A 22,655-nucleotide genomic window follows, 5' to 3' on the forward strand; every position below is an offset into this window, starting at 1 on the left:
CCTAGTCATCAGGCCTGTACAACATCCGATATGCCCAGACAATCCAACAGATCTTTTTTCATTTTCTCATATTGTTTTTTATATCTCGAATATCTATATAACGGAAGGATTTCCAGGCGATTATAATAACGGTTATATACCGCTCCAAGACGGTATCGTCTTTTATACATCATTATCCCTGAATTATTCCGTACAATGCTCTTCAGAACACGATTATCATCTTCTACTTCCATCACAAAGGAAAAATATATTTTCTTTTTTTCCTCTTCTGTTTTGATATATTGCTTCCAAAATTCTACAAAAGCTTTATTTAATTTTCCGATATCTGCTTCCTGAAACAGATCTGTTTTTACATATGCCAGAATATGTATCTCATCTGTTTTGTCATATCTGTAGAAAAAAGTTTTTCCATTTCGAGGAGCTTTATACGTATTTATATACTGATAAATTCCAAAACCTTTTTCCATTACATCAGAATGTGTCTGTAAATCCCTGTAACACACCGGATTTTCATAATACATATTGATATTCTGGCACAGAAAACTGAATGGCGCCCAATTTCCTTCTTTATCTGTTGGATATTTATAATTCTTTTTATAAAATTTCACATAAAATATCCACATGCATGATCTTGCCATGATCATAAAAGCCAGCGAGATATTCAGAAGGATTTCTATCACTGTACTATTTATATCTGGATTTAAATACTGCATCCCCAGATATGTAAAATACACTCCCAGCCACAGAATCATTATTTTTCGCAAAAACAAAAAACTTTTTAACTTTCCGTTTTTCCTGATAGGAAGAGCATATTTCGATTCCTTTTTGTCATTTAACATACCGTGTACATAAAATGGATTCTGACAGTTATAACTATCCGGCACATTATAAGGGGTTTTCCATCTTGACGGTATAATAACTGTAGGAATAAATAGAATATTTGAGATCATCAGGCTTACCAGAACCGCCAAAATTTCCATTACACCGACCGGCGCCAAATAGAAATAAAAAGATTTCAGTAATCCAGTAAACATCAGGACATATACACACAAATAAATTGATTTGCTCAACACGTCGATCATTTTTCTGTATAATTACCTCTTTCTTTTCTAATATATATTCTTTTAATTAAGCGATATCTTCTCCCCATTTACAGAAATCCAGTAATCTTTCGGTTTGTGTTCCATGTATCCATAACATATCTTTTCATTTTTGTTATTTTCTGCTTCCAGAAATTCTGTTCCTACAGAATCCTTCACATCGGCTACTACGTAATTATCATCATTCGGTGTTACCAGTACATACCATTCCCCATTGATTTCTATCGTTGACATATCGATATTTATCTTTACATCTTGATACTCTCTGCCTGTACCATAAAATATAGAATCCGGCAATTTCCATTTCCCAGAACTTTCCGGAAAAATCTTCCCCTCTACTGTTCCTTCGTTATCCATGATAACATATGTAGAATTTTCTCCCTGCAGAATACGGATGATCTCAGCATTATCACCATATGCTTCCACGGCTTTCTCCACAGAACTGAAACTTCGGTGAGTATACACTGTATCGCAAACAAAGAGTCCGATTCCTAATATAACAATTGACGCAACAACCTTAACTGGTGTCTTTTTTGATTTTCTTTTATAAGAAATAGCGATCACCAGATTAATAATAATTACCAGATATACAACTGGTTTTATCACTTTGATCAGCATATTTTTTCACATCCCCTTTGCATACAGTCTACAGATCTATATCACGTCTTCCGATCACCCGCTTCAGTTCTTCTCTCATTTCTCTGTAAATATTTTTATATCTGGACTTACGGTCCGTACATTTTATTTTTATGATGTCATGTTTTTTCTCATACAAAACAGCCATACGACTTCGATGTTTATACATTCGTATTCCTGATCCGTCATAAAAAATCCTGCCTATAGCATCATTGATTCTCTCAGTCTGGATTACAAATGTAAAACGTACATCTTTCTTTTTTTCTTCTCTGGTCAGCTCATTACACCAGAAAATCTCAAATGCATCATTCAAAAGCTGGATATGCATTTTCTCCATATCTGCTATATCAATGATCGCCCATAAGTTTACCTGTTGATTTTTTCTTTTCTGATAAAAACAGATTTGGTCATTCTCTTTTAATATATAATTTGCTTTTTTAGCATATCCGCTTTTAAAAAGACATTCTTCGAACACCAGAGGCTGATTTTTCTCCATTTCTTCTGTTGGATCAGGCAGTATCCTTCCTGCCAGTCCCTGCATTTCATATCCGATAAAGCTGAATGGCATCCAGATACCTTTTTTATTTCTCGGATAGCAGAAACTTTTCTTATAAATGTGGATATAATATGCCTCCACTACACCAAGACTCATTATTATTCCCCAGTAAATCCAGAAAAATTCCAGTCTGATTTCCTGATATCTTCTATGTATTATATGATCAGAAATGAACCCTGCTGTCATCAGAAGAACATAACTCAAAAGCCAAATCTGTACTACAAAATATCCATTTATCCCAGAAAGCCATTTCCTCTTCTTCATCATTTTTCGTACATACAGAGGATTCCTGTCATCATATAAATTTGCAAAAGGAAACCTTTCATTTCTTGCCCAAATTCTATCTGCCGATAATACAGCTTCTCCCATTGCCGCCAATACTAATGCCATTCTGATCTCCGGCATGATCTGGTAGCAAGCTGGTGTCAGAAGTAATGTTATTAGAAAAAAACGTTTTGTTTTTTCACTCAAGCGATATCTTCTCCCCATTTATAGAAATCCAATAATCTTTTGTTTTATGATATCTATTATTTTAATGACTACTTATTATTTTCCATCCAGTTCTGACCCAATCCTTCAAAAACCCGATTGGAACCATCTTCTGTCCATTTGCAGAAACCCAGTAGTCCTCTGGGTATTTTTTCAGATATCCATAGTAAACGTTTTCGCTTCCTTTTGCTTCGGAAAATTCTGTTCCTTCCGAATCGTATACATTCGTTATGGGAGATTTTATTCCCGGATATGGTGACACCACAACATACCATTCCCCATCAACTGCTACGGTAGATACGTCGACTATAATCCTGTCTCCTGTAAAACGCTTTGTGTCCTGAAACTCTGAATCTTCCGGAAGTTTCCAGCCGCTTTCTGTTTTTTCAAAAATCTGTGAGTCCATCACATCTCCATCATCCATAATAACCAATGCTGAAGTTTTTCCTCGCAATGTCGCCACGACATCTGACCGATCATCATAGGCTGTTACTGCTTCCTCAAGTGTATGGAAACTTTGTTCAGCCTCTTTGTTATTTTCGGACATCATAAATATGATGACCACAGACAAAACCGGAACCAGTATAAATATGGATATTTTTCGTGGGATTCTTTTCCTGGAATCCACAACTGCCACTATCATGAGCAACAGCAATAAGATTCCCCACGACCACCAGTTAGACAGTGAAATATTCATTTTTATGTTCTCCTTTTCCTACAATCTTGACGCTTCACAGATTGATCGCTACTTTATCTCCATCTACAGAAATCCAGTAATCATCTGGTTTCGTTTTCAGATATCCATAATATACCGTTATATTCTCATATTCCGTTTTTAAAAATTCTGTTCCAGCCGAATCGTGAACCTCATCTATAGAATTCTCCCCCATAAGATAATGTGGGAGTATTACAATATACCATGCTCCATGTATTTCTATTGATCTCATATCAATATTGGCATCTTCTGAAGGATAGCTCATACTTTTTCTGAAAAATGCTGAATCCGGCAATTTCCATTTCTTTCCATTTTTTGGAAAAATTCTTCCTTCAATAGATCCATCTTCATCCATGATAACATATGTAGATTTCTCATCCTGCAAGGTTGCTATTGGCTTCGCCTTAATATCATATGCCCGAATCGCTTTATCCAGCGAGCTAAAATTTCGCTGCACAAATACTGCCTGAAACATAATAAATAACAAACCAACCAGAAAAATTGGTCTGATGATAAAAAGCGGTACCTTTTTAGATTTTTTCTTGCATACGAGAGCAACTGCCAATGCAATAAACATTAATATTGTTATAACTCTTTCGAAAATGCTCAATATCAGATTCGCCATATGATTCCTTTCTCAAAAGGCTACTATAATCCAATTGAATAGTAGCCTTTTTGCTAATTATTAAGCCATAAATTTTACAAAGGCAGGCATTGCCACCATTAATTCAGGTATAAGTAAGCACCCTAATGCCGCTGCCAGAACCATCCATGAAATTTCTACTGATATTTCAGTTGTTGTTTCACTTTTATCGGATGTAACTGTATAATCTGTTGCCACTATAAGAGACCCTTTATTGTTAAGACCCACACTACCTCCTATAGTTTTCTTTTTTCCTATACTTAAACTTTGGGTTAATGTCCCCTGATTAATAGAAGTGCCTGAGTGTACAACACCTACATCCATAGAATAACCCCATTCAAAACTCTTACCATTAACATGATTTGCATATACCGTTACCATTTCTGAGTTGTGAGAAGTATTACGCGTCGATATGGTCTGAGTAACTTTAACCACTCCATCTACTAAAACTTCATCTACTTTACTGGTCTGATAACTTTCTGTTCCAACAAATGTTGCAACATGTTCCCTTACAAAATTATATACCTTAGCAACCGCTTTCTTCGTTTTTTTCCATTTAGATTTTAAAAAATGCACTATCTTTTTAAAGAAAGTTCCCTCTGGGTCGCTATTAGATACCGGATTATTTCCACAATAACAGAATACATTGCACATTGTGCTGTTAAATCCGGAAATATACGAATCCGCACTGATAAATCTCCGGATCTCCGGATCATAATACCGGTTCTTCAGATAGTACATTCCGGTTTCTTCATCGTAGTAGTAGCCTCTGTAGCGGAACGGGTTGATTTTTCCGATGGTGCCGGCTTTGCTGCCGGTGATGCTCAGGATTTTTCCCCAGCTGTTATACTTGTATTCTACTACAGTCTCTCCGGTGTCGTCAATCAGTGCAATGACATCATTCTGGAGATTTCTTACGTAAAAATAGTCTTTTCCTGACACTCGCATTGAAACAGGATTTGCTGCGGAATCATAGTAATACCAGATTCGGCGTCCCTCACCTTTTTCTGTTACCAGAAGATCTCCTGCCATGCAGTATTCGGTTGTTACATTATCAACGGTTTTCTTTACTCGATTTCCGGCATGGTCATAATAGTATCGGATCTTTTTCCCGTTATTGACAGACTCCAGCTTTCTTCCCTGTGTCCAGGTAAATGTAGTATTTCCTTTTTTGGTCATATTTCCAATTGAATCATACTGCATGACTACACCATTCCACTTCATCAGTTTATCCCGCCATACCTGTCCGAAGGTTCCGGTTTCTGTTGCAGATGGTTTTGTTGGAAGCGTTCCTGTTGTATATGGATACTCACATACTTTTACAAGATTTCCACCCAGATCATACTCATAGGTGAATGTCTTCTTCTGCGTCTGGCTGTTTTCCCGGATCAGACGGTTCAGCTCATCGTATATATAGGATTCTTTTACTGTACTGGAACCTTTGGTATCTGTGATCGCCGTGATATTTCCGTTTGCATCATAAGTATAACTCAGGGTTCTGGAACCTACCGTTATTTTTCTTGGAAGTGTACCGACCTGTTTATCCGGAGAATAATATCCATATGTCAGAGTTAAAGGATTTGTGGTATTCCACTCTGTTTTTGCAACTCTTCCACAGGAATCATAAGTAACGGTTCTCTCTTTTCCGCTCATGATCTTTGTTTTTGTTTCTCTGCTGTCTTTATCATAGCTGTAATTTGTTTTTGTTCCATATTCATCAGAATATACGCGAAGCTCTGTCATGTTATTATTTGCATCATAGAAATACTGGTATCTCTGTCCGGATTCATCTGTAACACGCATCAGCCTGTCCAGGAAATCATATTCCAGATCATAGGTTTTTCCAGCCAGGTATGCCTGTACTTTTGCAAGATTTCCGCTTCGGTCATACACATAATGATTCATTCTTTTTTCTGCAGACGCACTGGCACTGTGATAATAGCTCATCTGGATACGATCCATACTGTCATACTCGTAGCGGATATAATCTCCATTGCTGTAAATGGTCTTTGCAAGATTTCCGTTTTTCTCTTCATATTCATATCTGACAAGTTCATGAGAATATTCTGCATCCGTTTCTTTTTTATCAATAGAAGCTCGCAGCATATTTCCAAATGCATCATAGGTAAATCCGTAGGCAAATCCATTATGGCTGATGGACGCAAGTCTGTCATTTTTGTAGGTATACGCATTGGTCACTGTTTTCTGTACATTTCCAATTGTTACTTTCTGGCTTACTGCACTGAGACGCTGTGCGGCATCGTATCTGTAGGAAATCTTATTTCCTCTTCCATCTATAAGTGATTTCAGCAGATCTGTAGTTTCATCCCACTCATAGGATACGGTATTTCCCTCTGTATCCGTAACGCCTGCTACATGATTTTTCTTCTCTGTGAATTTACGGGCCACCCAGGTGCCCTTTGTCTCTGTGGTATCTGACGCAGCAATACAGCCACTTTCCACAATGTTTCCTTTTGTGTCATATTTCAGACGGTATCTGACTCTTTCGGCAGAAGTTGCGGTTCGCAGACGACGTTTTGCATCATACTCATACTTAAAATTATTTCCTTTCGGGTCTGTGATCCCGGTTACATCACCAGTCGCATTGTACTCAAATTTCTGCCGATTCTTCTGAGCATCTGTAACAGAAATGAGATTATTTTCTGCATCATAAGTATATGTCTGTCCGAACTCCTCCCGGAATAACGCAATGCCATCTACAAACGCATGATTGGCATTATGGCAGTATGTATACGCTACCTGAATACTTGCATAATCATTTTTTGCCACGTACACATCACTCAGGAACTGCCAGTCCAGAATATCCGGACTGAAATTACTGTAGTGTGTATCTTTTGTCTTTCCATCTGCAGATATAAATACAACTTCCACACCAAACCTGCGACCTTTATCCACAGAAGATTCCGGAAGTGTTGTTCCGAATCCCCAGGCATTCACCATGTAGGTATCGCCTTTTTTTCCTGTGAGATCCAGTTTTTTGACCAGACGTTTTTCACTTTCATAATCTCCAACAAATTTGAAAATATGATTGTCAAGTCCCGGCACCCTTTCATTTACTTTGGCCGTTGCTTCACGGTCTGTTACCGGAGCTTTGGATATCGTAAGAGCTGTATTTAGGATATAAGCAAACTTTTTTTCTTCTGTATTTTCAGGCATAAACGCATACCATACTTCTCCGTTATTCTTTGTAACTGTTCCCCGTATACGGATTCTTTTATCTTTGGGAAGTGTTACCAGCCCACTGACTGTAGATGGAGTCGTATAGCAGTTCACCGGTGCATATGTGTAACCATACGGCGTGTTTGTTGCCAGTCTTACTACAGAATCTGCGGAAATATAGCCATAATATCTTTTTCCGTCAATATCCAGTCCTGCTTCATACCACTTGTTTCCACTGGAATCTTTTACAGATGAGCGTAATGCCAAACAGGTATTTTTTTCAATCCCTTCCTGTACCGGTATTGCTGATGCAGATGGGGCGGAGCGGAGAATGGCATTCTCAACTGCAGTACATGCGGAATTGCTGGCGCTTCCTCCCGGCATATAAATACACAGAGACTCTGATCTGACATATCCTTTCTGCCCGTTCCTTGTTTTCACATAGTACCAGAGATTTCCACTGGCATCTTTCAGAAATGCCATTGCCACCACACATTCATTCTTGAAGATACTTGTGATCTTTGTTTCTGCAGACACCTTTGGTGTTGTATAAACATCCGCAAAATCTGTGATCACCATCATTGCATATCTGACAGGAATATATACGCTGGTTCCCACTGTTGTCAGTTCATCTGCAAGCGTGGTTCCCGAGCCGGTAAAGCCCTGCGTACTCCCAAAGTAAAAATCTCCATTATCTATCAGATTGCAGCGGTTTGCAGTTGTTCCGCACTCCAGCTGTGCCATGTCTCCATAAACTGTTCCTTTTACCCGATACATGTATAAAAATACTCTTACTTTTGTATCGGCCGCATCTTCCGGTACCTTGAATGTTGCCTTCTGACGTATAAACCCACCGGTACTCTTTCGGATTCCTTCACTTACCGCATAGACATTTTTTCCATCTTTATCATGATATTCAACTCGTGCAAAACATCTTCCATTTTCCCCAATCTCACTTATGACAGCTTTCATATACATGGAGAATGTATAGGTCGCACCTTTTCTCAGCGAAACTTCCTGATACCAGCTGCAGAACTGATTACTTACCTCGCTGGTAAGCTGAAGGGATCTTGTCCCTGTTTTTACATTCTGACTGTCGGTATTGACCGATGCTTTGATATTTTTTTCATCGGATACATAGGATTTCCAGCCAAGTGTCTTTGCCTGAATGATCGGATCCTTCAGCAGCTGGATGATATTTGACTGAAGTTTTGTTTCATTCTGCAGACGGTTGGTGTAATTTTTATCCTTGCTGTATCTTGCACTTGCCGCATGGCCAAATCCATCATGCACATGCAGAAGGTTTCCTGAATTGTCAAATCGGAAGATTTCACTTCTGTTTTTTCGATCTGTAAATTTTGTGCTGTTGTATCCATAGGTAAGCCGCAGGCTGTTTCCTTCTTTACTTCCTCTTCCGTACTCAGTTATCTTTTTTACTCTGTAAGGATTCTGGCTGTAATAGTCGTAATGCACTTCACTTTCATCAACATTACGGATCTTCTGGAGCAGACGGGTTGTTGTATAGGTATATGTGGTCTTGGAATTATCAATATCTGTGATCGATGTAAGACATCCGTTGGTATATGCAAACGTCTTGCTTTTCTGATCTGGTCCTGTTACCTTTATCAGATGATTTGCTTTTCCTGCACTGTCCGTATCATAAGTTAGTGTTGTCACACGGCCTGCACCGTCTGCGATGGATGCAATACGCAGGTTGGTATATTTCAGGCTAAGTGTATTTCCATGTCGGTCTGAAATAGAGCGTAAATATCCTGCTGTCATGAAGTTCAGGCAGTTTTCTTCTTTATCTTTGATCACATAGGCAATATCGGAATCTCCGGTTTTCAGTATCAGTTCCAGATCCAAGCCGGTTTCCTCTTTCCATTTCTTTTTTGTACTGTCATATACAAAATAGTGGACTGTACCATCTCCATCTGTATGTTTATAATACTCCGTTCCTGCAATAGTGATTTTCCGGATCGTCTGATGATAATTCAGACGGACTCCATATCCGTAACCGATATCGGTGTCTTTATCATTGCTGTTGTATACCTGTGTCAGCCCCATCGGCATCAGTGAGCCGCCTGTTTCCATTGTATTATGCTGCATGATCACATTTCCGTTGTAGTCATTCACGTACACGGTGCCTGCACGTCCTGCTTCCTGGCTATGATATGTCCAGTAGTCCTCAAGACCGGAGTAGTTTACGTAGGAAATGTCGATTCTCGGACGCATATTCGTATAATCACTGTCGCAATCTGATGAAAGATACGCTGTATATCCCGAAAGTTCATAACTGTCCCTAAGTAATACACCATAGTTACGTCCATTTTGATACCATTCCTTCACAAGCCGTGTAATATCAAGGCTGATATATTTCTGTTCATCTCCGGTAAACTTACATATATCTTCAACTGTTTCCGAATACATAGGCTTGTTCATCCACGTAAGATTGGCAGAATCCCAATCCTGCAGTACACGATGAACCTGAACAGTTCTTTCTTTTCCATCTTTTGCAAGAGACACCATCAGCATGCGTGCATTGATTACCATATCTCCGGTTTTGATCATCGGCAGTTTAAATTTCAGATAACTTCTCTGAATAATATCACCACCTCTGGTTTTTAAATACATCCCTTCACGATCAGTACCCGCTGCATCCTGTGAATCTACACATGCATCAATAATTTCCTTCACGTCTTTTGATGTTGTCGTAATCGGATCGACAATAACCGGATAAACTCTTTCCGGATCTTTCAGCCATTCTTCATCCGGTGTGATCCGGATCGCACAACGGTCTTTTTTTCCTTCATCCAGAAGTTCGATTCCGATATTTTCTGATCTTTTTCCTGCGGAATCTGTCATAAACGGCGCCGCAACAGCAAAAATCTCTTCCTCTGCATCATTTACAAATCTTACGCAGGAATTTCCTGCTACCGGATGAAGTTTTTTGGTATGATAGAGCCATGTAAAAGAACCGATTGCTTCCGGTGTTTTCAGGATGATATCTTCTTTTATGCTCTTTCCTCTTACACAGAAACGGCTGTCTGTTCCCGGAAGGATATCCGGATAAAGAACTGCATTCGTTCCGGTTTCTTCCGCCTTTACTTTTTCTGCGTTTTCCAGTGCCCAGCTAATCTTATATGCATCTTTGGTAACAGATACCGTCCCCTGCTTTCTGGAATGCTTACGAAATACGACTTTCCATTTGCCTTTTCTGTTGGCAAAATCCTTCTCTGCCCTCTCGCTGGCTGCGTATTCTTCTGCCATATTTTCTTCCTGATCTGCTTCTGTGTCTTCATCCATTTCCTCTGTCAGGGTATCATCCATTTCCTGCCAGATTCCCTCTTCGTCCTGATAATGGACATCATCCAGATAGATTTCTTTCGTAAAAGAATGATCCTCATTCTCAAACAGTTTGGATGCTGCGGTTCTTTCTTCTTTTATTTCCCGTCTTTTCTTATCTTCCATTATTTCTTTCCTTCTTTCTTTTCATTTTTGAGCCAGATCCATAAAGCAGTCATAACTGTTACCATTCCGCTCAGGATCTGATACCACTCTTCTTCTGAAAATGGGAGTGGATTTCTGCCTGTCAGTTCCAGGATTTGATTCGTCAGTGCGATCATAAGCACTGTCATCCGGATCAGTACATCTCTTGGAAATCTGATCTTTCGTTTGATCTTCATTCGTTTGCCACCTTCTTTCATCTCCGGTAAAGCTGGCCTTCACTTTACGCTCTGTAGTCAAAAACATATGTTTCACGCTTTATATAATATCGAACATCTGTTTGTTTTTAAATTACATATATGTTATTTTTCGTAACATATATGTAGAATCGAATATTTTTATCTCCATCCCTGTGCTTCCCTGCACTCTTTATCACAGTTTCTGAACAGTCTGATAACTTCTTCTTCCGAAATATCCAGAAAACTGACGATCTGAAAAAACAGCAGGATACTCATGGCATTTTCTCCATTTTCGATTCTGGAGATCGTCATCTTGGATACATCTACGCCTTCCGCCAGTTCTTCCTGACTGTACCCGCCTTTTTTCCGACATATACGGACATATTCTCCGATCTGATATAATTTCTGCTCTTCATTCTTCATTTTCTTTTCCCCCTTATAAAGAAAAAAGCCAGGAAAACACCCCTGATATTAAAATCAGGGAAGTATTTCCTGGCTTTGAGTCTGGCTCTTACGCAATCTACAGTTGCCGGCCGGCTTCTCACTCAGTTTTTATGTGGTTTTCTTATCTCTTATGTGTTCTGTAATAAAAGATCTGCCTTCTGTATTGCTGTTCATTGCAATGTGCCAGCTGTATCTCCACCTCTTTTCTGCATCTGGGACATTTGATCCGGAGGATTCCGGAACAGTCACCTGTCAAATCGAACAATCTGCTGTTGGAGCAACTCGGGCAATGTACTCGTATTGCTTTTCTGTCGGGTGTTCTTTCTTCGATGTCCACCACTTCTCACGCTCCTCTTTTTTCGAATATATGTTCGTTTCTTATATTTTCCATTATACGAACTTGTGTTCGTTTTTGCAATAGTAAATTTTCCCTCCGACAGCTTTCCAATCTCCCTCGTTCATGCTATACTGAACCTATCTCTGTCTGCCTGTTTCAGTCATGGGGCAGACTTATTTTTTTCAGGAAAGGATTTATTTATGAAGCGTATCAAAAATATCGATCTGCTCCGTGCTGGGGCGATCCTCTACATTATGCTGTATCACTGCTACGTTCTGTCCGGGCAGCCATGGCAGTCGCATACAGCCATCCACACACTTCTGACTCTTGGAGGTGAAGTAGGAGTTACACTGTTTTTCCTGTTAAGCGGATATGGGATTTATCTTTCCCTTTCTTCTTCGGAGGCGCGAGGCTGTCTCCCCGGCTGGCGGGCTTTTATGAAAAAGCGCTGCATCCGCATTATGCCCCAGTATTATGTATGTATCACGGTCCTTCTGATCTTTATGTCCACGCAGATGTTCAGCAATGAGGGACTTCGGCATATCCTTGCGTACTATACGTTCACGGAGAACTTTTCCCCGGTGACTCATGGTTCCATCAATGGTGCGCTGTGGACGATGGGCGTGATCTTTCAGTTTTATCTGATCGCCCCGTTCCTTTATAAGGCTGTCCGGAAAAACTGGCTTGTATCTGCCATTGTATCCATTGTTTTCACTGTTATCTGCCGGTTCGCCGTTGTCCGCTATCTCCACAATTCCGGGATTTCGGATAACTCTGTATATTTTGTATACGAGCGTCAGGTATTCTCTGCGCTGGATAATTTCGTGCTGGGAATGGCTGCTGCCGCTTTCTGGAAGCAGACCGGAAATCGTATGCAGGATTACCGGCTGAAGCTTGGACTTCCAGTTTCTATTGCAAGCACCGCACTGATCCTGGTATGGATCTTTTATTATCACAGTCACGGGCTTTATGGCACTGCTCCCTCCGGTTATCCCGCCCATTCCATCCTGGCGGTCCTGCTCAGTATACTGCTTGTGGGCTTCTCCCTCCTGCCGGAAATGGATTTCAGGTTTCTGCGTCCGCTGTACTTCGTAGCCCGGAACCAGTACGGGATCTATCTGTGGCATATGCCCATCATCATGATCCTGCAAGCCAATGCTCCATGGTTCAACACCATGAGCCAGCAGCGCTTCTGGCTGTTTTTGCCATGTATGGTGGTCATCACCTGCGTATTCGGCTATTTTGCGACCCGCTTTATCGATCATCCCGCTTCTGCGAAAAAGAAAGGATAACTTCTCATGAAAGACAGAACCGCCGTTAACCACAATATCCGCAAGCATTTTAACGAACTGATCTACAACACAGCCCGTTACACAGAAATCGCATTATCCATCGTGATCATTATCGTGATCGCACTGTCCGGACTGCGTCTGATCCTTACAACTGCCGGTACCTCCATCATGGATATGGACACCAGCTTTTTTACCAGTTTCCTGTCACAGGCACTGTCCCTTGTAGTCGGTGTGGAGTTTGTAAAAATGCTTTGCCGCCATTCCGCCCAGACTGTTGTCGAAGTCCTGCTTTTTGCAACAGCAAGGCAGATGGTCGTGGAACATCTCGATCCTGTACAGACACTGATCGGGATCATCGGTATCGCCATTCTTTTTGCCGTCCGCAAATATCTGATGACGGACAGTGATGATATGACCCCGCATCAGAAGAGCGCTTCAGAAGAATCCTCAAAAAAAGCTTTCTCTTCTGAGTGCAAATGAGCATAATTGCAGAAAAGCTCCAACTGTATCCCGATATTGATACGGTTGGAGCTTTTCTTATAAATTGCATTGATATAAACCCTATACGATACTATTGTCCACGTCGGACCAGCTGCATGCCCACAGCAGCTATCTCCAGATAATATACCCTGCATAGATCAGGTACATACACACCATGGAAATTCCCTCTTTCCGGCTGATCCTCTGCTTTGTGGCCGCATAGATCCACACGATCAGCGAGAACACGATAAGTATGACAATATCAATAATATTTTCCCGGATCAGTGCCACCGGATTGATGGCAGATGCAACTCCGAGAACCATCAGGATATTGAAAATATTGGAGCCTACCGCATTTCCCACAGCCATATCCACTTCGTTCTTTCTGGCTGCAACCACGGAAGTCACCAGCTCCGGAAGGGAAGTTCCGATGGAAACAATGGTCAGTCCCACCAGTGTCTGGCTCATTCCAAGATCAATGGCAATGCGGCTGGCAGCATCCACCGTAAGATCTCCGCCAAAGGCAATGGCAAGTGCGCCTCCCACAATAAAAAGGATGCTCTTCGGCCAGGAAAGGATGCCGATTTCTTCTTCCAGCTCTTCCATTCCTTCCATGTCCACATTTTTTTCTGCTGCCCTGGCCTTCATGGCACTTTGGATCATTACCACAATATAGCCTGCAAAAAATCCCAGCAGGATCATTCCATCCAGATGACCAAGTCTCATTCCGATCGTATCTCCTGCTGCCAGGATCCCCAGCCCCAGAAGAAGGAGCGCACAGATCATGGAAAACGGAATATCCCTCCGGATGGTTTCCTTCTGTACCAGGATCGGCGTCAGGATGGAACAGACTCCAACAACTACCATCAGATTAAAAATATTGGAACCTACCACATTGCTGACCGCAAGCTCATTGTTATTGACCAGTGACGCTGTAACGCTGACTGCAGTTTCCGGCAATGATGTTCCCATTGCCACAATAGTAAGGCCGATGATGATCGGCGGCACCTTCAGCCTTTTTGCGATACTGGAGCTTCCTTCTACAAAGAAATCCGCACCCTTCATCAGGAACACAAAGCCGATCACAAGAAAAACTAACACAAGGATCAGCGGTGAACTGTTTACCAGATTTTCCATTTTTCTTCTCACTTTCTTTTTTTATTTCCCATAACCCGGAGATTCATTGTCGCCCGCCCTGCTGAAAAAATTCTTTCCGGCATTCTTTTGTTACATAAAAAAGACCCATGTATGCCCTGCTGCAATAAAATATAACAAAGCATACATGAGTCTCATTCTTTAAGATTTGCCAGGTTTTTCAGAAAAAACCGGGTCTGTTGACAAATCACACTTACGTGCGAACTACTCCCTCATGGAATTAAAATTTTCAATTTTTTTCAATTTAACAGAATTGTTTTTAAAAGTCAACCCCTGGCCGGTGACTTTTCTTTACCGAAAGCACATATTTTATATATCTTTATTATTTTCTGCTTTCAGAAACAATCCCTTTCAGGATCTGTAAGACTCCATCTTCACTGTATGACGGACATACTTCCCTGGCTGCTGCCTGCACTTCCGCTCTGGCATTGGCTACCGCATAGCTCCTTCCCGCTTTCTGAAGCATGGCGATATCGTTGAGGTTATCTCCAAATGTACAGGTTTCCTCCGGAGAAATTCCTAACTGTTTCTGGATAAATTCGACAGCTGTACTTTTTTCGCCTTCCGGCGGTGTACTGTCCATCCATTCTTTTCCGGCAGCCGCCAGCGTTACCTTATCCCTCCATGCCGGTGTAAAATACGGGGCACAAAGCTCCTCGCACCGTTCCGGGTGATAGACAGAGAATTTCAGCACCTGTTTTCCCTGAAGAGAAGAAAGATCATCCACTTTTCTCATATCATAACCATAGGAATCCCGCAGCCACCGGAACATCCTTCCATTCTCATTCTCCGCATAGCAGCACTCCGGTGTGGCAATAAAGCAGTCACATTCCGGCATTTTTTCTTTCACCATATAGTGCATGCGTTTCCAAACCTCATCCGGAAGTGTATGTACCTTCAGTATCTTATCATTCTTCCGGATCACCGTACCGCCATCTGACACAAAATACACCAGATCCTTCACCGGCTCAAACAGCTTCCTCTCACTGTCATACTGCCGCCCGGAACACACCACAAAGGTGATTCCCAGCTCAGTCAGCTTCCGGATCACTGTCATATATTCCGGATTGATAGTCATGGTCCCGTCTTTTACAAGAGTTCCGTCTACGTCTGTTGCAATCAGTTTTATCATGTTGTTTTTACTCCTCTCCCATCTGAAATACCAATATCCTCTCCCTGGGATTTTTTCCGTCGAAAAGATCCTGACAGTCGATCTCGTCCAGGAATTCCAGTTCCTCTACGGTCATCAGATATGAAATATATTCGTCAGATGGATAATAGAAAAACAGTAGCATTTCTCTTGTTTTTTCATACCAGGATTCCCGGATGCGTCCGATGACGCTTCTCAGTATTTCCACAGAAAAGGGATTGAAAAAATAAAATCTGTCTGCGGCTTCCGGCACCTGAAAAAGGGCCGCATTCTCCAGTATAAATGATGTTTTTGTCCCGGAAACAGCCCGCTGCCTGTTTTCTTCTGCGGCTTTTGTCATACGTTCATCGTACTCCACGCCTGTAGTCCGGCATCTGACCTGCCACGCCAGAAAAAAATCCACTCTGCCTTTTCCACATCCATAGTCGATCAGATGATTCTTTTTCCCCAGATATCCACAATAAGCCAGCCGTTCCAGCACCCCGTACGGCGTTGGCTCGTATGGATAACAGTACTGATCCGATCTGGAATCGTCACGACCGGTGGTTTTGATCTTCAGCAGCTTATCATATTTTACTTCATTTTGATCCATGCTTCTGTTAATCTCCGTTCGCTACATCGGGCAGCTTCGTTTTTCCTCTTTATCCATATCTCCATGGACATACCTGGCATTGAACTCCATATTGATCTCACGGATCTCTTTCTTTCCGTCAATATAATCCTGATACATATCCGCAAGTCTCGCCATACAGCCATCACAGTTCGCGGAAATATTTCCAAGAGATTCCTCCACGATCTGTTTACGTTCTTCTTTTGTTGTATCTTTGATCAGATATCCTGGCATTGTTTTTTCCTCCTGATAGGTTCACCTCTATTTCAGGTGTTTTGTACTTTCATTGTTGTTTACTTTTTCCTGTGAAAAAAGCTGCTTGTATCAGACAAACAGCTTTACAAAAATTTTTCTTTTCTGTTTTTTTATTCTACTCTGGCCCACTACCAGTGTCAATACAATTTTTCGCCTGTTTCCGAAACACAAAACAAAAGCCTCCGGAACAATTCCAGAGGCTTCATACGTGCGTTAGAGGATTCGAACCCCCGACCTTTTGGTCCGTAGCCAAACGCTCTATCCAGCTGAGCTAAACGCACATCTTTGTTGCTTTTCCTTTGTGATATTTCGTATCACCGCTGCAACAATATGTATGATACTCTAAGACCTATAAAATGTCAAGGGTTTTTTGAAACTTTTTTTGATTTTTTTTAAAAATATTTTTTATTGCTATTTTTGATGCAAAAGCAACAGTTTTCTAATTCCGTCTAAGTGCCTCAATCGGGCTCAGTTTCGCTGCCTTTTTCGCCGGATAGATTCCGAAGAACACACCTACTGCACAGGAGAACAGCGTAGCCGCCAGGATAGTTCCCGCACTGATCCCAGGTGTGATGGTCATTCCCATACTGCTGCTGATCACCGCACAGATCACATAGCCGCCTGCAATCCCCAGCACAATACCGATCAGCCCGCCTATGATCGTCAGGATCGCCGCCTCCGCAAGAAACTGTAACATAATAGACGAGGTTTTCGCTCCAAGGGATTTCCGGATACCGATCTCCCTGGTACGCTCTGTGACGGATACCAGCATGATGTTCATAACACCGATACCACCTACCAGAAGGGAAATGCCCGCAACAAAAGAGATAAACGCAGTCACCATACCAAGCATCTGATTCATGGATTTCATAACATCCTGGAAGCTCTGTACCTGGAAATATTCATCTCCGGCACACTGGTGACGTCTCTCAAGAAGATTTATGATCTTATCTGCGACCGCCTGGGAATCCAGACTCTTATCCGCCTGAACTATGATCTGATAAAATTCTCCGCTGCTTCCGGTAAAGTCGTCCATGGCCGTATAAGGCACATTTATGGTCACCGGCATTCCATCGTAAGTATAGCTGACAAAGGTTCCGTTCTCTTTCTGTGTGGTGACTCCGCAGATGCGGAATGTCTTGGTCAGATCATAGCAGGTAATGTCCAGTGTCATTCCCACTACATCATCCGTTCCGAAAAGCCTCTTCGCATCGGCATCGGAGATCACGCAGACGTTTTTTCCCTCTTCGATCTCCTTCTGCCCGAAATAGCTTCCGTACTTCACAGAAGCATTGTCCACCAGCTTGGCATCCTGGGCCTCCCCGGTCACTGTAAGATTAAAATCACCCTTTCCGGTTACGGTCTCGCCTGTATAGGAATCTGAAACATTAACACCTTCCACGCCATCCAGCTCCCGGACTGCATCAATATCTTCCGGCTCGATCCAGACCTGGTCTGCTATGGCATCATCACTGCAGTAAACAGCGATCTGGCCGCCGCCGATATCATTGATCTCGCTGTTCATCTGATTCTTCGTACCCTCACCGATGGACACAATGGCGATCACAGATGCGATACCGATGATGATCCCTAACATGGTGAGAAAGGATCTTCCCTTATTAGCCATGATATTATGGATCGCCATTTTGATATATTCATAAATATTACTCATTAGCAGTCTCCCCTGTCTCTGCTGCACTGTCACTGTCTGCCGCTGCTGCCTCTGCCTTCATTCCCTCTTCCAGGGAGCCCAGATCCTCGATGACCTTATCTCCGGCTTTAATGCCATCTGTGATCTCAACAGAATCCTCGGAACTGATTCCTGTTGTGATATCCTGCTTCGTGATCACACCATCCTTCAGCACATAACAGAAAGAACCATCCTTGCCGATATTTACCACGCCTGCCGGAAGCGTTACCACATTCTCTGCCTTTTCTGCATAGATCTTTACCTTCGCATCTACTCCCAGAAAAATATCCTTGTCCGGCTTGTCGATGCTCACTGTGGCAGAGATCAGTGTGGAGCCCTTTTCGTTAGTTGTCGCAATGTGACTGATCTTAGTCACCTTGCCGGTATATTTCCTGTCGCCGATGGTAATGTCCGCATTCTGGCCTTCCTTTACCTTATCGTAGTCATACTTGGACACATTGATATCAACGCTGACCTTATCTGTATTCTGCAGGGTAAAAAGCTCCATTCCCTGTGTTGCCGCTGCGCCCTGCTGGACTGCTGATTTGGAAATGACGCCGTTAAAATCCGCCGAAATGCCTTTCTTTCCTTCTTCTACCAGCTCTTTCGCAGATTTTGCATCCAGCTCAGTAAGATTGTTGCTGACACGCATTTTTTCTTTCTCTTCTTCTGTAAGGCTGGCAGAATCCGCCTCTGCAATGGATTTCTGGGAAGCAAGGTCCGACTGCAGATCCGCCAGATCAGAGGTTGCCTGTTCGATCGCATTCTCAATGGCAGAAGTATCCACTGTACTTCCTGCAGAAGAAGCATCCGCAGATGCATGATCTGTCAGCCCCGGTGTTTCCTCTGAAGCTCCATCGGTAACAAAATCACCGGCTGCACTACTGCTGTAATCGGAATACTCCGGCATTTTTGGCTGGCTGACCTTCTTATCCTCATAAGCTTCCTTTGCTTCCTGGCAGGTGATCTCTGCCTGACTTCTTGCTGCTTCCGCTTCATCCAGCGCCTGGGCATTCTCATCGCTCTGGTCTGCCTGCCACTGTGCAAAAGCCATCTTATAACTGGTATCTGCCTGATTATAAGCATTCTGTGCCGTTACATAATCGGAATTCAGCTGTCCCAGCTCCTGCTGGTACTGCGGAAGTGTCTCATTCTGATATGTAGTCAGCGCTTCTGAATACGCTCTCTGAGTCTCTGCATCCCTGGCAGCCTGGGCCTCTGCCTTTGCCTGGGTCTCCGCCTGGGCCTGTGCCTGCGCATCTGCCGCAGCCTGAGCCTGTACAGACGCCAGCTGTGATCTCAGGGAAGCCAGATAATTCTGCTGCTCCCTTACCTGCTGTTCCAGACTGGAAACCTTTGCTTTTGCACTGTCCTGCTTCTTCTGGGCCTCATTGGATTTATTGATGGAATTTTTATAATCATACTGTCCGGACTGTACATTCAGCTCTGCTTTCTGATTATCCCTCTCCAGATCCTTCACTTCAAACTCTATCAGCTTCGTTCCCTTTGAAACCGTATCGCCTTCTGCGAAGGATACGCTTTTGATCTGTGCGTTCACAGGAGAATAAAAGGTCTTCTGCTCATCACTGACAACGGTTCCGGTTGCATCTACGATCTCCTCCACATCTCTTGTCTCCGCTTTGGTAACAGCAACCTGCGGAATCTGTGATCCCCCGCGGCCTGCACCTGATGCCGCATAAATACCGCCTGCCACAACAGCCACTGCTGCCACACCGATCACAATCTTTTTCCCTTTTTTCATTCTTAAGCCTCCTCGACAAATTCCTCATTGATCGTATCTGATTCAATTTTTCCATCCATGATCCGGACCACACGTCTGGCCTGAGCCGCGATCCCATTATCATGAGTGATCAGGATCAAGGTTTCTCCTGATCTGTGCATTCCCTTCAGGATTTCCATAATTTCCCTGCTGGATGCAGAGTCCAGATTTCCCGTTGGTTCATCTGCCAGGATCACCGGCGGCCTGGCTGCGATAGCTCTGGCAATAGCCACACGCTGCTGCTGTCCCCCTGACATTTCGTTTGGCTTATGGTCCATACGTTTTTCAAGTCCAACTTTTTTAAGAGATTCCACAGCAAGCTTTCTTCTTGTTTTCCGGTCGATCCCACGATAGATCAGAGGAAGCTCCACGTTTTCCAGCGCCGTAAGATTTGCGATCAGATTAAAGCCCTGAAAGATAAAACCGATCTCCTTATTTCGTACCACCGAGAGATCATTATCCTTCATTGTGGATACATCTGTTCCATTCAGATAATATTTCCCGGAGGTGGGGACATCCAGACAGCCCAGCATGTTCATAAAGGTGGATTTTCCGGAACCGGACTGTCCGATAATAGCCACAAATTCACCCTTATGGATCTCCAGGTCCACATGATCCAGCGCCCGCACCTCATTTTCTCCGGGATTGTAAACCTTGCACAGATCTACTACCCGTACCAATGCATCTTCCATAATAAAATTACTCCTTGTAAAGTAAATCAGTCCCAGGCAAGCCCCTCCTCTGCTTATTGCTTTTTGCCATTGAAACAGAGAGCTTCCCTGATCAGGTTAAAAATACAGAGCGAAGTCTGCAGGGGATACTGCTGTTTCTCGTCGGAACGCTCCAAGCCAAAACAGCAGCAGGCAGACTGCTCTGTCATTTCCGGGAAAACCCCGCTCATTGATCTGTAACGAAAAGATTACCTGAATGTCTTCAAAACTGACACACATTTATACATCTGTTTATGCATCAAGTAAAAACGCCTTATATGCCTTGTATGCCTCATATACATCCGCCTTGCTGGTAACCTCCCACGGAGCATGCATACTCAGCACTGCCACGCCACTGTCGATAACCTCCATTCCGTAAAGTGCCGCAATATAAGCGATGGTTCCGCCTCCGCCAAAATCAACCTTTCCAAGCTCTGCTGTCTGGAAAGCAACATTGTGATCATCAAAAATCCTGCGAACTCTTGCAACGTACTCTGCATTGGCATCGTTGGAACCGGATTTTCCTCTTGCTCCGGTGAACTTGTTAAGAACGATACCGCGTCCAAGATATGCTGCATTCTTTTTCTCAAAAGCTTCACCATAGGCCGGATCATAGCCGGCACTTACATCAGAAGAAAGCATGCTGGAATTACGGAGAGCTCTTCTTAATGCAAGCTCGGAATAGCAGCCCATTCCGTCCAGAAGCTCTGCCACACTGTTCTCAAAAAATCTGGACTGCATGCCTGTGGCACCAACGCTTCCGATCTCTTCCTTATCTACAAGGAGACAGCAGCCGGTACGCTTCGGTGTCTCCTCCATCTCCAGCATTGCCGCAAGGGATGTGTAAGCGCATACACGGTCATCCTGTCCATATGCTGCGATCATGCTGCGGTCAAGTCCACAGTCTCTTGCCTTTCCTGCCGGAACGATCTCCAGCTCTGCTGAAAGAAAGTCCTCTTCCTCAATACCATACTTCTCATTTAAAATCTTCAGCACATTCTGTTTTACCGCATCCTTTTTGGAATCATCCGGAAGCTCTGCAAGAGGTCTGCTGCCGATCAGGATATCCAGCATCTCACCCTCAATAACCTCTGCTGCCTTTTTCTGGAGCTGTTTTCCGGAAAGATGGATCAGAAGATCTGTGATGTAAAGTACCGGATCTTCCGCATCCTCACCAATGCTGATCTCCACAATGCTTCCGTCCTTCTTTGCAACAACACCATGCATGGCAAGAGGCAGTGTCACCCACTGGTATTTCTTTACGCCACCATAATAATGCGTATCCAGATAAGCCAGATCCGTATCCTCATACAGAGGATTCTGCTTGACATCCAGTCGCGGAGAGTCGATATGTGCACAGAGAATGCTCATACCTCCTGAAAGCTCTTCCGTTCCTACATGAAACAGAGCAACGATCTTCTTCATCCCTACCGCATAAACCTTGTCACCGGCCTTGATCTTCTCGCCTTTTTCAAGCTTCGACTCAAGAGATTCATATCCGGCAGCCTCTGCTTCCTTCACGATTTCTGCAACACATTCACGTTCTGTTTTTCCTTTATCCAAAAATTCTCTGTAAGCCTTCGCAAGCTTCTCCATTTCTGTCTCTTCTGCTTCCTTATAAGAAAGCCACGCATTTCTTCTTTCCATTTTAGTGGTCCACCTTTCTTTATAGCTTCCGGCAGCTGCCGTTTCTCATCATATTATCTGCAATCTGTCTACTATTATAGGTCAAACATTTACGAATTTC

18 protein-coding genes and 1 tRNA gene are annotated in these 22,655 nt (G+C 42.9%); 2 read left to right on the forward strand and 17 right to left on the reverse strand.

Annotated elements, in window-relative coordinates; genetic code table 11:
• Nucleotides 1-8: 8 nt before the first annotated feature.
• The 8 genes from NE671_RS05710 to NE671_RS05745 all read right to left on the reverse strand — a co-directional run bounded on the left by NE671_RS05710 (nucleotide 9) and on the right by NE671_RS05745 (nucleotide 11,428).
• Entirely contained in the window at nucleotides 9-608 is a 600-nt protein-coding gene (locus NE671_RS05710) for a hypothetical protein (protein WP_173740725.1), read from the reverse strand.
• A gap of 516 nt (nucleotides 609-1,124) precedes the next feature.
• Nucleotides 1,125-1,718, reverse strand: a complete 594-nt coding sequence (locus tag NE671_RS05715; RefSeq protein ID WP_173740726.1) for a hypothetical protein — start codon at nucleotides 1,716-1,718, stop codon at nucleotides 1,125-1,127.
• Between the two features lie 28 nt (nucleotides 1,719-1,746).
• Nucleotides 1,747-2,682: a hypothetical protein gene (locus NE671_RS05720; protein WP_173740727.1), complete on the reverse strand. Its 936-nt coding sequence runs from the start codon at nucleotides 2,680-2,682 to the stop codon at nucleotides 1,747-1,749.
• A gap of 142 nt (nucleotides 2,683-2,824) precedes the next feature.
• Nucleotides 2,825-3,478: a hypothetical protein gene (locus tag NE671_RS05725; protein ID WP_110102833.1), complete on the reverse strand. Its 654-nt coding sequence runs from the start codon at nucleotides 3,476-3,478 to the stop codon at nucleotides 2,825-2,827.
• Nucleotides 3,479-3,512: 34 nt separating this feature from the next.
• Complete coding sequence (locus NE671_RS05730) at nucleotides 3,513-4,121, reverse strand: hypothetical protein (protein WP_144093901.1); 609 nt, start codon at nucleotides 4,119-4,121, stop codon at nucleotides 3,513-3,515.
• A gap of 60 nt (nucleotides 4,122-4,181) precedes the next feature.
• Nucleotides 4,182-10,790: a DNRLRE domain-containing protein gene (locus NE671_RS05735; RefSeq protein ID WP_173740932.1), complete on the reverse strand. Its 6,609-nt coding sequence runs from the start codon at nucleotides 10,788-10,790 to the stop codon at nucleotides 4,182-4,184.
• A complete protein-coding gene (locus NE671_RS05740; protein ID WP_173723443.1) occupies nucleotides 10,790-11,005 on the reverse strand; it encodes a phage holin in 216 nt (71 codons plus the stop codon). Before NE671_RS05740 ends, NE671_RS05735 begins: the two co-directional genes overlap by 1 nt.
• A 159-nt stretch (nucleotides 11,006-11,164) precedes the next feature.
• Entirely contained in the window at nucleotides 11,165-11,428 is a 264-nt protein-coding gene (locus NE671_RS05745) for a helix-turn-helix transcriptional regulator (RefSeq protein ID WP_129976099.1), read from the reverse strand.
• A gap of 558 nt (nucleotides 11,429-11,986) precedes the next feature.
• On the opposite strand from NE671_RS05745, the gene NE671_RS05750 reads away from it, so the two are divergent.
• Together NE671_RS05750 and NE671_RS05755 are read left to right on the forward strand one after the other, a co-directional pair.
• On the forward strand, nucleotides 11,987-13,078 hold the full coding sequence (locus tag NE671_RS05750; protein ID WP_173740933.1) for an acyltransferase family protein: 1,092 nt from the start codon (nucleotides 11,987-11,989) through the stop codon (nucleotides 13,076-13,078).
• Nucleotides 13,079-13,084: 6 nt separating this feature from the next.
• A complete protein-coding gene (locus NE671_RS05755; RefSeq protein ID WP_021650263.1) occupies nucleotides 13,085-13,558 on the forward strand; it encodes a hypothetical protein in 474 nt (157 codons plus the stop codon).
• Between the two features lie 129 nt (nucleotides 13,559-13,687).
• Here NE671_RS05755 and NE671_RS05760 read toward each other — a convergent pair whose 3' ends face one another.
• From NE671_RS05760 to NE671_RS05800, 9 genes are all read right to left on the reverse strand, one after another.
• Nucleotides 13,688-14,695: a calcium/sodium antiporter gene (locus NE671_RS05760; RefSeq protein ID WP_021650262.1), complete on the reverse strand. Its 1,008-nt coding sequence runs from the start codon at nucleotides 14,693-14,695 to the stop codon at nucleotides 13,688-13,690.
• 340 nt (nucleotides 14,696-15,035) lie between these two features.
• Nucleotides 15,036-15,845: a Cof-type HAD-IIB family hydrolase gene (locus NE671_RS05765; RefSeq protein ID WP_256163763.1), complete on the reverse strand. Its 810-nt coding sequence runs from the start codon at nucleotides 15,843-15,845 to the stop codon at nucleotides 15,036-15,038.
• A 7-nt stretch (nucleotides 15,846-15,852) separates the two neighbouring features.
• Nucleotides 15,853-16,455: a class I SAM-dependent methyltransferase gene (locus tag NE671_RS05770; protein ID WP_256163765.1), complete on the reverse strand. Its 603-nt coding sequence runs from the start codon at nucleotides 16,453-16,455 to the stop codon at nucleotides 15,853-15,855.
• Nucleotides 16,456-16,476: 21 nt separating this feature from the next.
• A complete protein-coding gene (locus NE671_RS05775; RefSeq protein ID WP_015527478.1) occupies nucleotides 16,477-16,707 on the reverse strand; it encodes a hypothetical protein in 231 nt (76 codons plus the stop codon).
• 228 nt (nucleotides 16,708-16,935) lie between these two features.
• A tRNA-Arg gene (locus NE671_RS05780) sits at nucleotides 16,936-17,009 on the reverse strand.
• Between the two features lie 158 nt (nucleotides 17,010-17,167).
• The gene (locus NE671_RS05785; RefSeq protein WP_015527479.1) at nucleotides 17,168-18,400 is read right to left on the reverse strand and encodes an ABC transporter permease; all 1,233 of its coding nucleotides are present in this window, start codon (nucleotides 18,398-18,400) and stop codon (nucleotides 17,168-17,170) included.
• The gene (locus NE671_RS05790) at nucleotides 18,393-20,180 is read right to left on the reverse strand and encodes an efflux RND transporter periplasmic adaptor subunit (protein WP_092071912.1); all 1,788 of its coding nucleotides are present in this window, start codon (nucleotides 20,178-20,180) and stop codon (nucleotides 18,393-18,395) included. The genes NE671_RS05785 and NE671_RS05790 overlap by 8 nt, the downstream gene beginning before the upstream one ends.
• Before the next feature lie 2 nt (nucleotides 20,181-20,182).
• The gene (locus tag NE671_RS05795; RefSeq protein ID WP_118608647.1) at nucleotides 20,183-20,890 is read right to left on the reverse strand and encodes an ABC transporter ATP-binding protein; all 708 of its coding nucleotides are present in this window, start codon (nucleotides 20,888-20,890) and stop codon (nucleotides 20,183-20,185) included.
• Between the two features lie 270 nt (nucleotides 20,891-21,160).
• On the reverse strand, nucleotides 21,161-22,555 hold the full coding sequence (locus NE671_RS05800) for an aminopeptidase (RefSeq protein WP_022427054.1): 1,395 nt from the start codon (nucleotides 22,553-22,555) through the stop codon (nucleotides 21,161-21,163).
• Nucleotides 22,556-22,655 lie beyond the last annotated feature (100 nt).

The organism is Blautia sp. DFI.9.10, assembly GCF_024461705.1.
In the GTDB taxonomy this organism is placed as follows: Bacteria; Bacillota; Clostridia; order Lachnospirales; family Lachnospiraceae; genus Blautia_A; species Blautia_A fusiformis.

Bases quoted from the DNA above. Each gene is read 5' to 3' on its own strand.
- NE671_RS05785 (WP_015527479.1), bottom strand. From the start codon at position 18,400: ATGAGTAATATTTATGAATATATCAAAATGGCGATCCATAATATCATG.
- NE671_RS05740 (WP_173723443.1), bottom strand. From the start codon at position 11,005: ATGAAGATCAAACGAAAGATCAGATTTCCAAGAGATGTACTGATCCGG.
- NE671_RS05745 (WP_129976099.1), bottom strand. From the start codon at position 11,428: ATGAAGAATGAAGAGCAGAAATTATATCAGATCGGAGAATATGTCCGT.
- NE671_RS05755 (WP_021650263.1), top strand. From the start codon at position 13,085: ATGAAAGACAGAACCGCCGTTAACCACAATATCCGCAAGCATTTTAAC.
- NE671_RS05770 (WP_256163765.1), bottom strand. From the start codon at position 16,455: ATGGATCAAAATGAAGTAAAATATGATAAGCTGCTGAAGATCAAAACC.
- NE671_RS05735 (WP_173740932.1), bottom strand. From the start codon at position 10,790: ATGGAAGATAAGAAAAGACGGGAAATAAAAGAAGAAAGAACCGCAGCA.
- NE671_RS05765 (WP_256163763.1), bottom strand. From the start codon at position 15,845: ATGATAAAACTGATTGCAACAGACGTAGACGGAACTCTTGTAAAAGAC.
- NE671_RS05790 (WP_092071912.1), bottom strand. From the start codon at position 20,180: ATGAAAAAAGGGAAAAAGATTGTGATCGGTGTGGCAGCAGTGGCTGTT.
- NE671_RS05775 (WP_015527478.1), bottom strand. From the start codon at position 16,707: ATGCCAGGATATCTGATCAAAGATACAACAAAAGAAGAACGTAAACAG.
- NE671_RS05715 (WP_173740726.1), bottom strand. From the start codon at position 1,718: ATGCTGATCAAAGTGATAAAACCAGTTGTATATCTGGTAATTATTATT.
- NE671_RS05730 (WP_144093901.1), bottom strand. From the start codon at position 4,121: ATGGCGAATCTGATATTGAGCATTTTCGAAAGAGTTATAACAATATTA.
- NE671_RS05720 (WP_173740727.1), bottom strand. From the start codon at position 2,682: ATGGCATTAGTATTGGCGGCAATGGGAGAAGCTGTATTATCGGCAGAT.
- NE671_RS05750 (WP_173740933.1), top strand. From the start codon at position 11,987: ATGAAGCGTATCAAAAATATCGATCTGCTCCGTGCTGGGGCGATCCTC.
- NE671_RS05795 (WP_118608647.1), bottom strand. From the start codon at position 20,890: ATGGAAGATGCATTGGTACGGGTAGTAGATCTGTGCAAGGTTTACAAT.
- NE671_RS05725 (WP_110102833.1), bottom strand. From the start codon at position 3,478: ATGAATATTTCACTGTCTAACTGGTGGTCGTGGGGAATCTTATTGCTG.
- NE671_RS05760 (WP_021650262.1), bottom strand. From the start codon at position 14,695: ATGGAAAATCTGGTAAACAGTTCACCGCTGATCCTTGTGTTAGTTTTT.
- NE671_RS05800 (WP_022427054.1), bottom strand. From the start codon at position 22,555: ATGGAAAGAAGAAATGCGTGGCTTTCTTATAAGGAAGCAGAAGAGACA.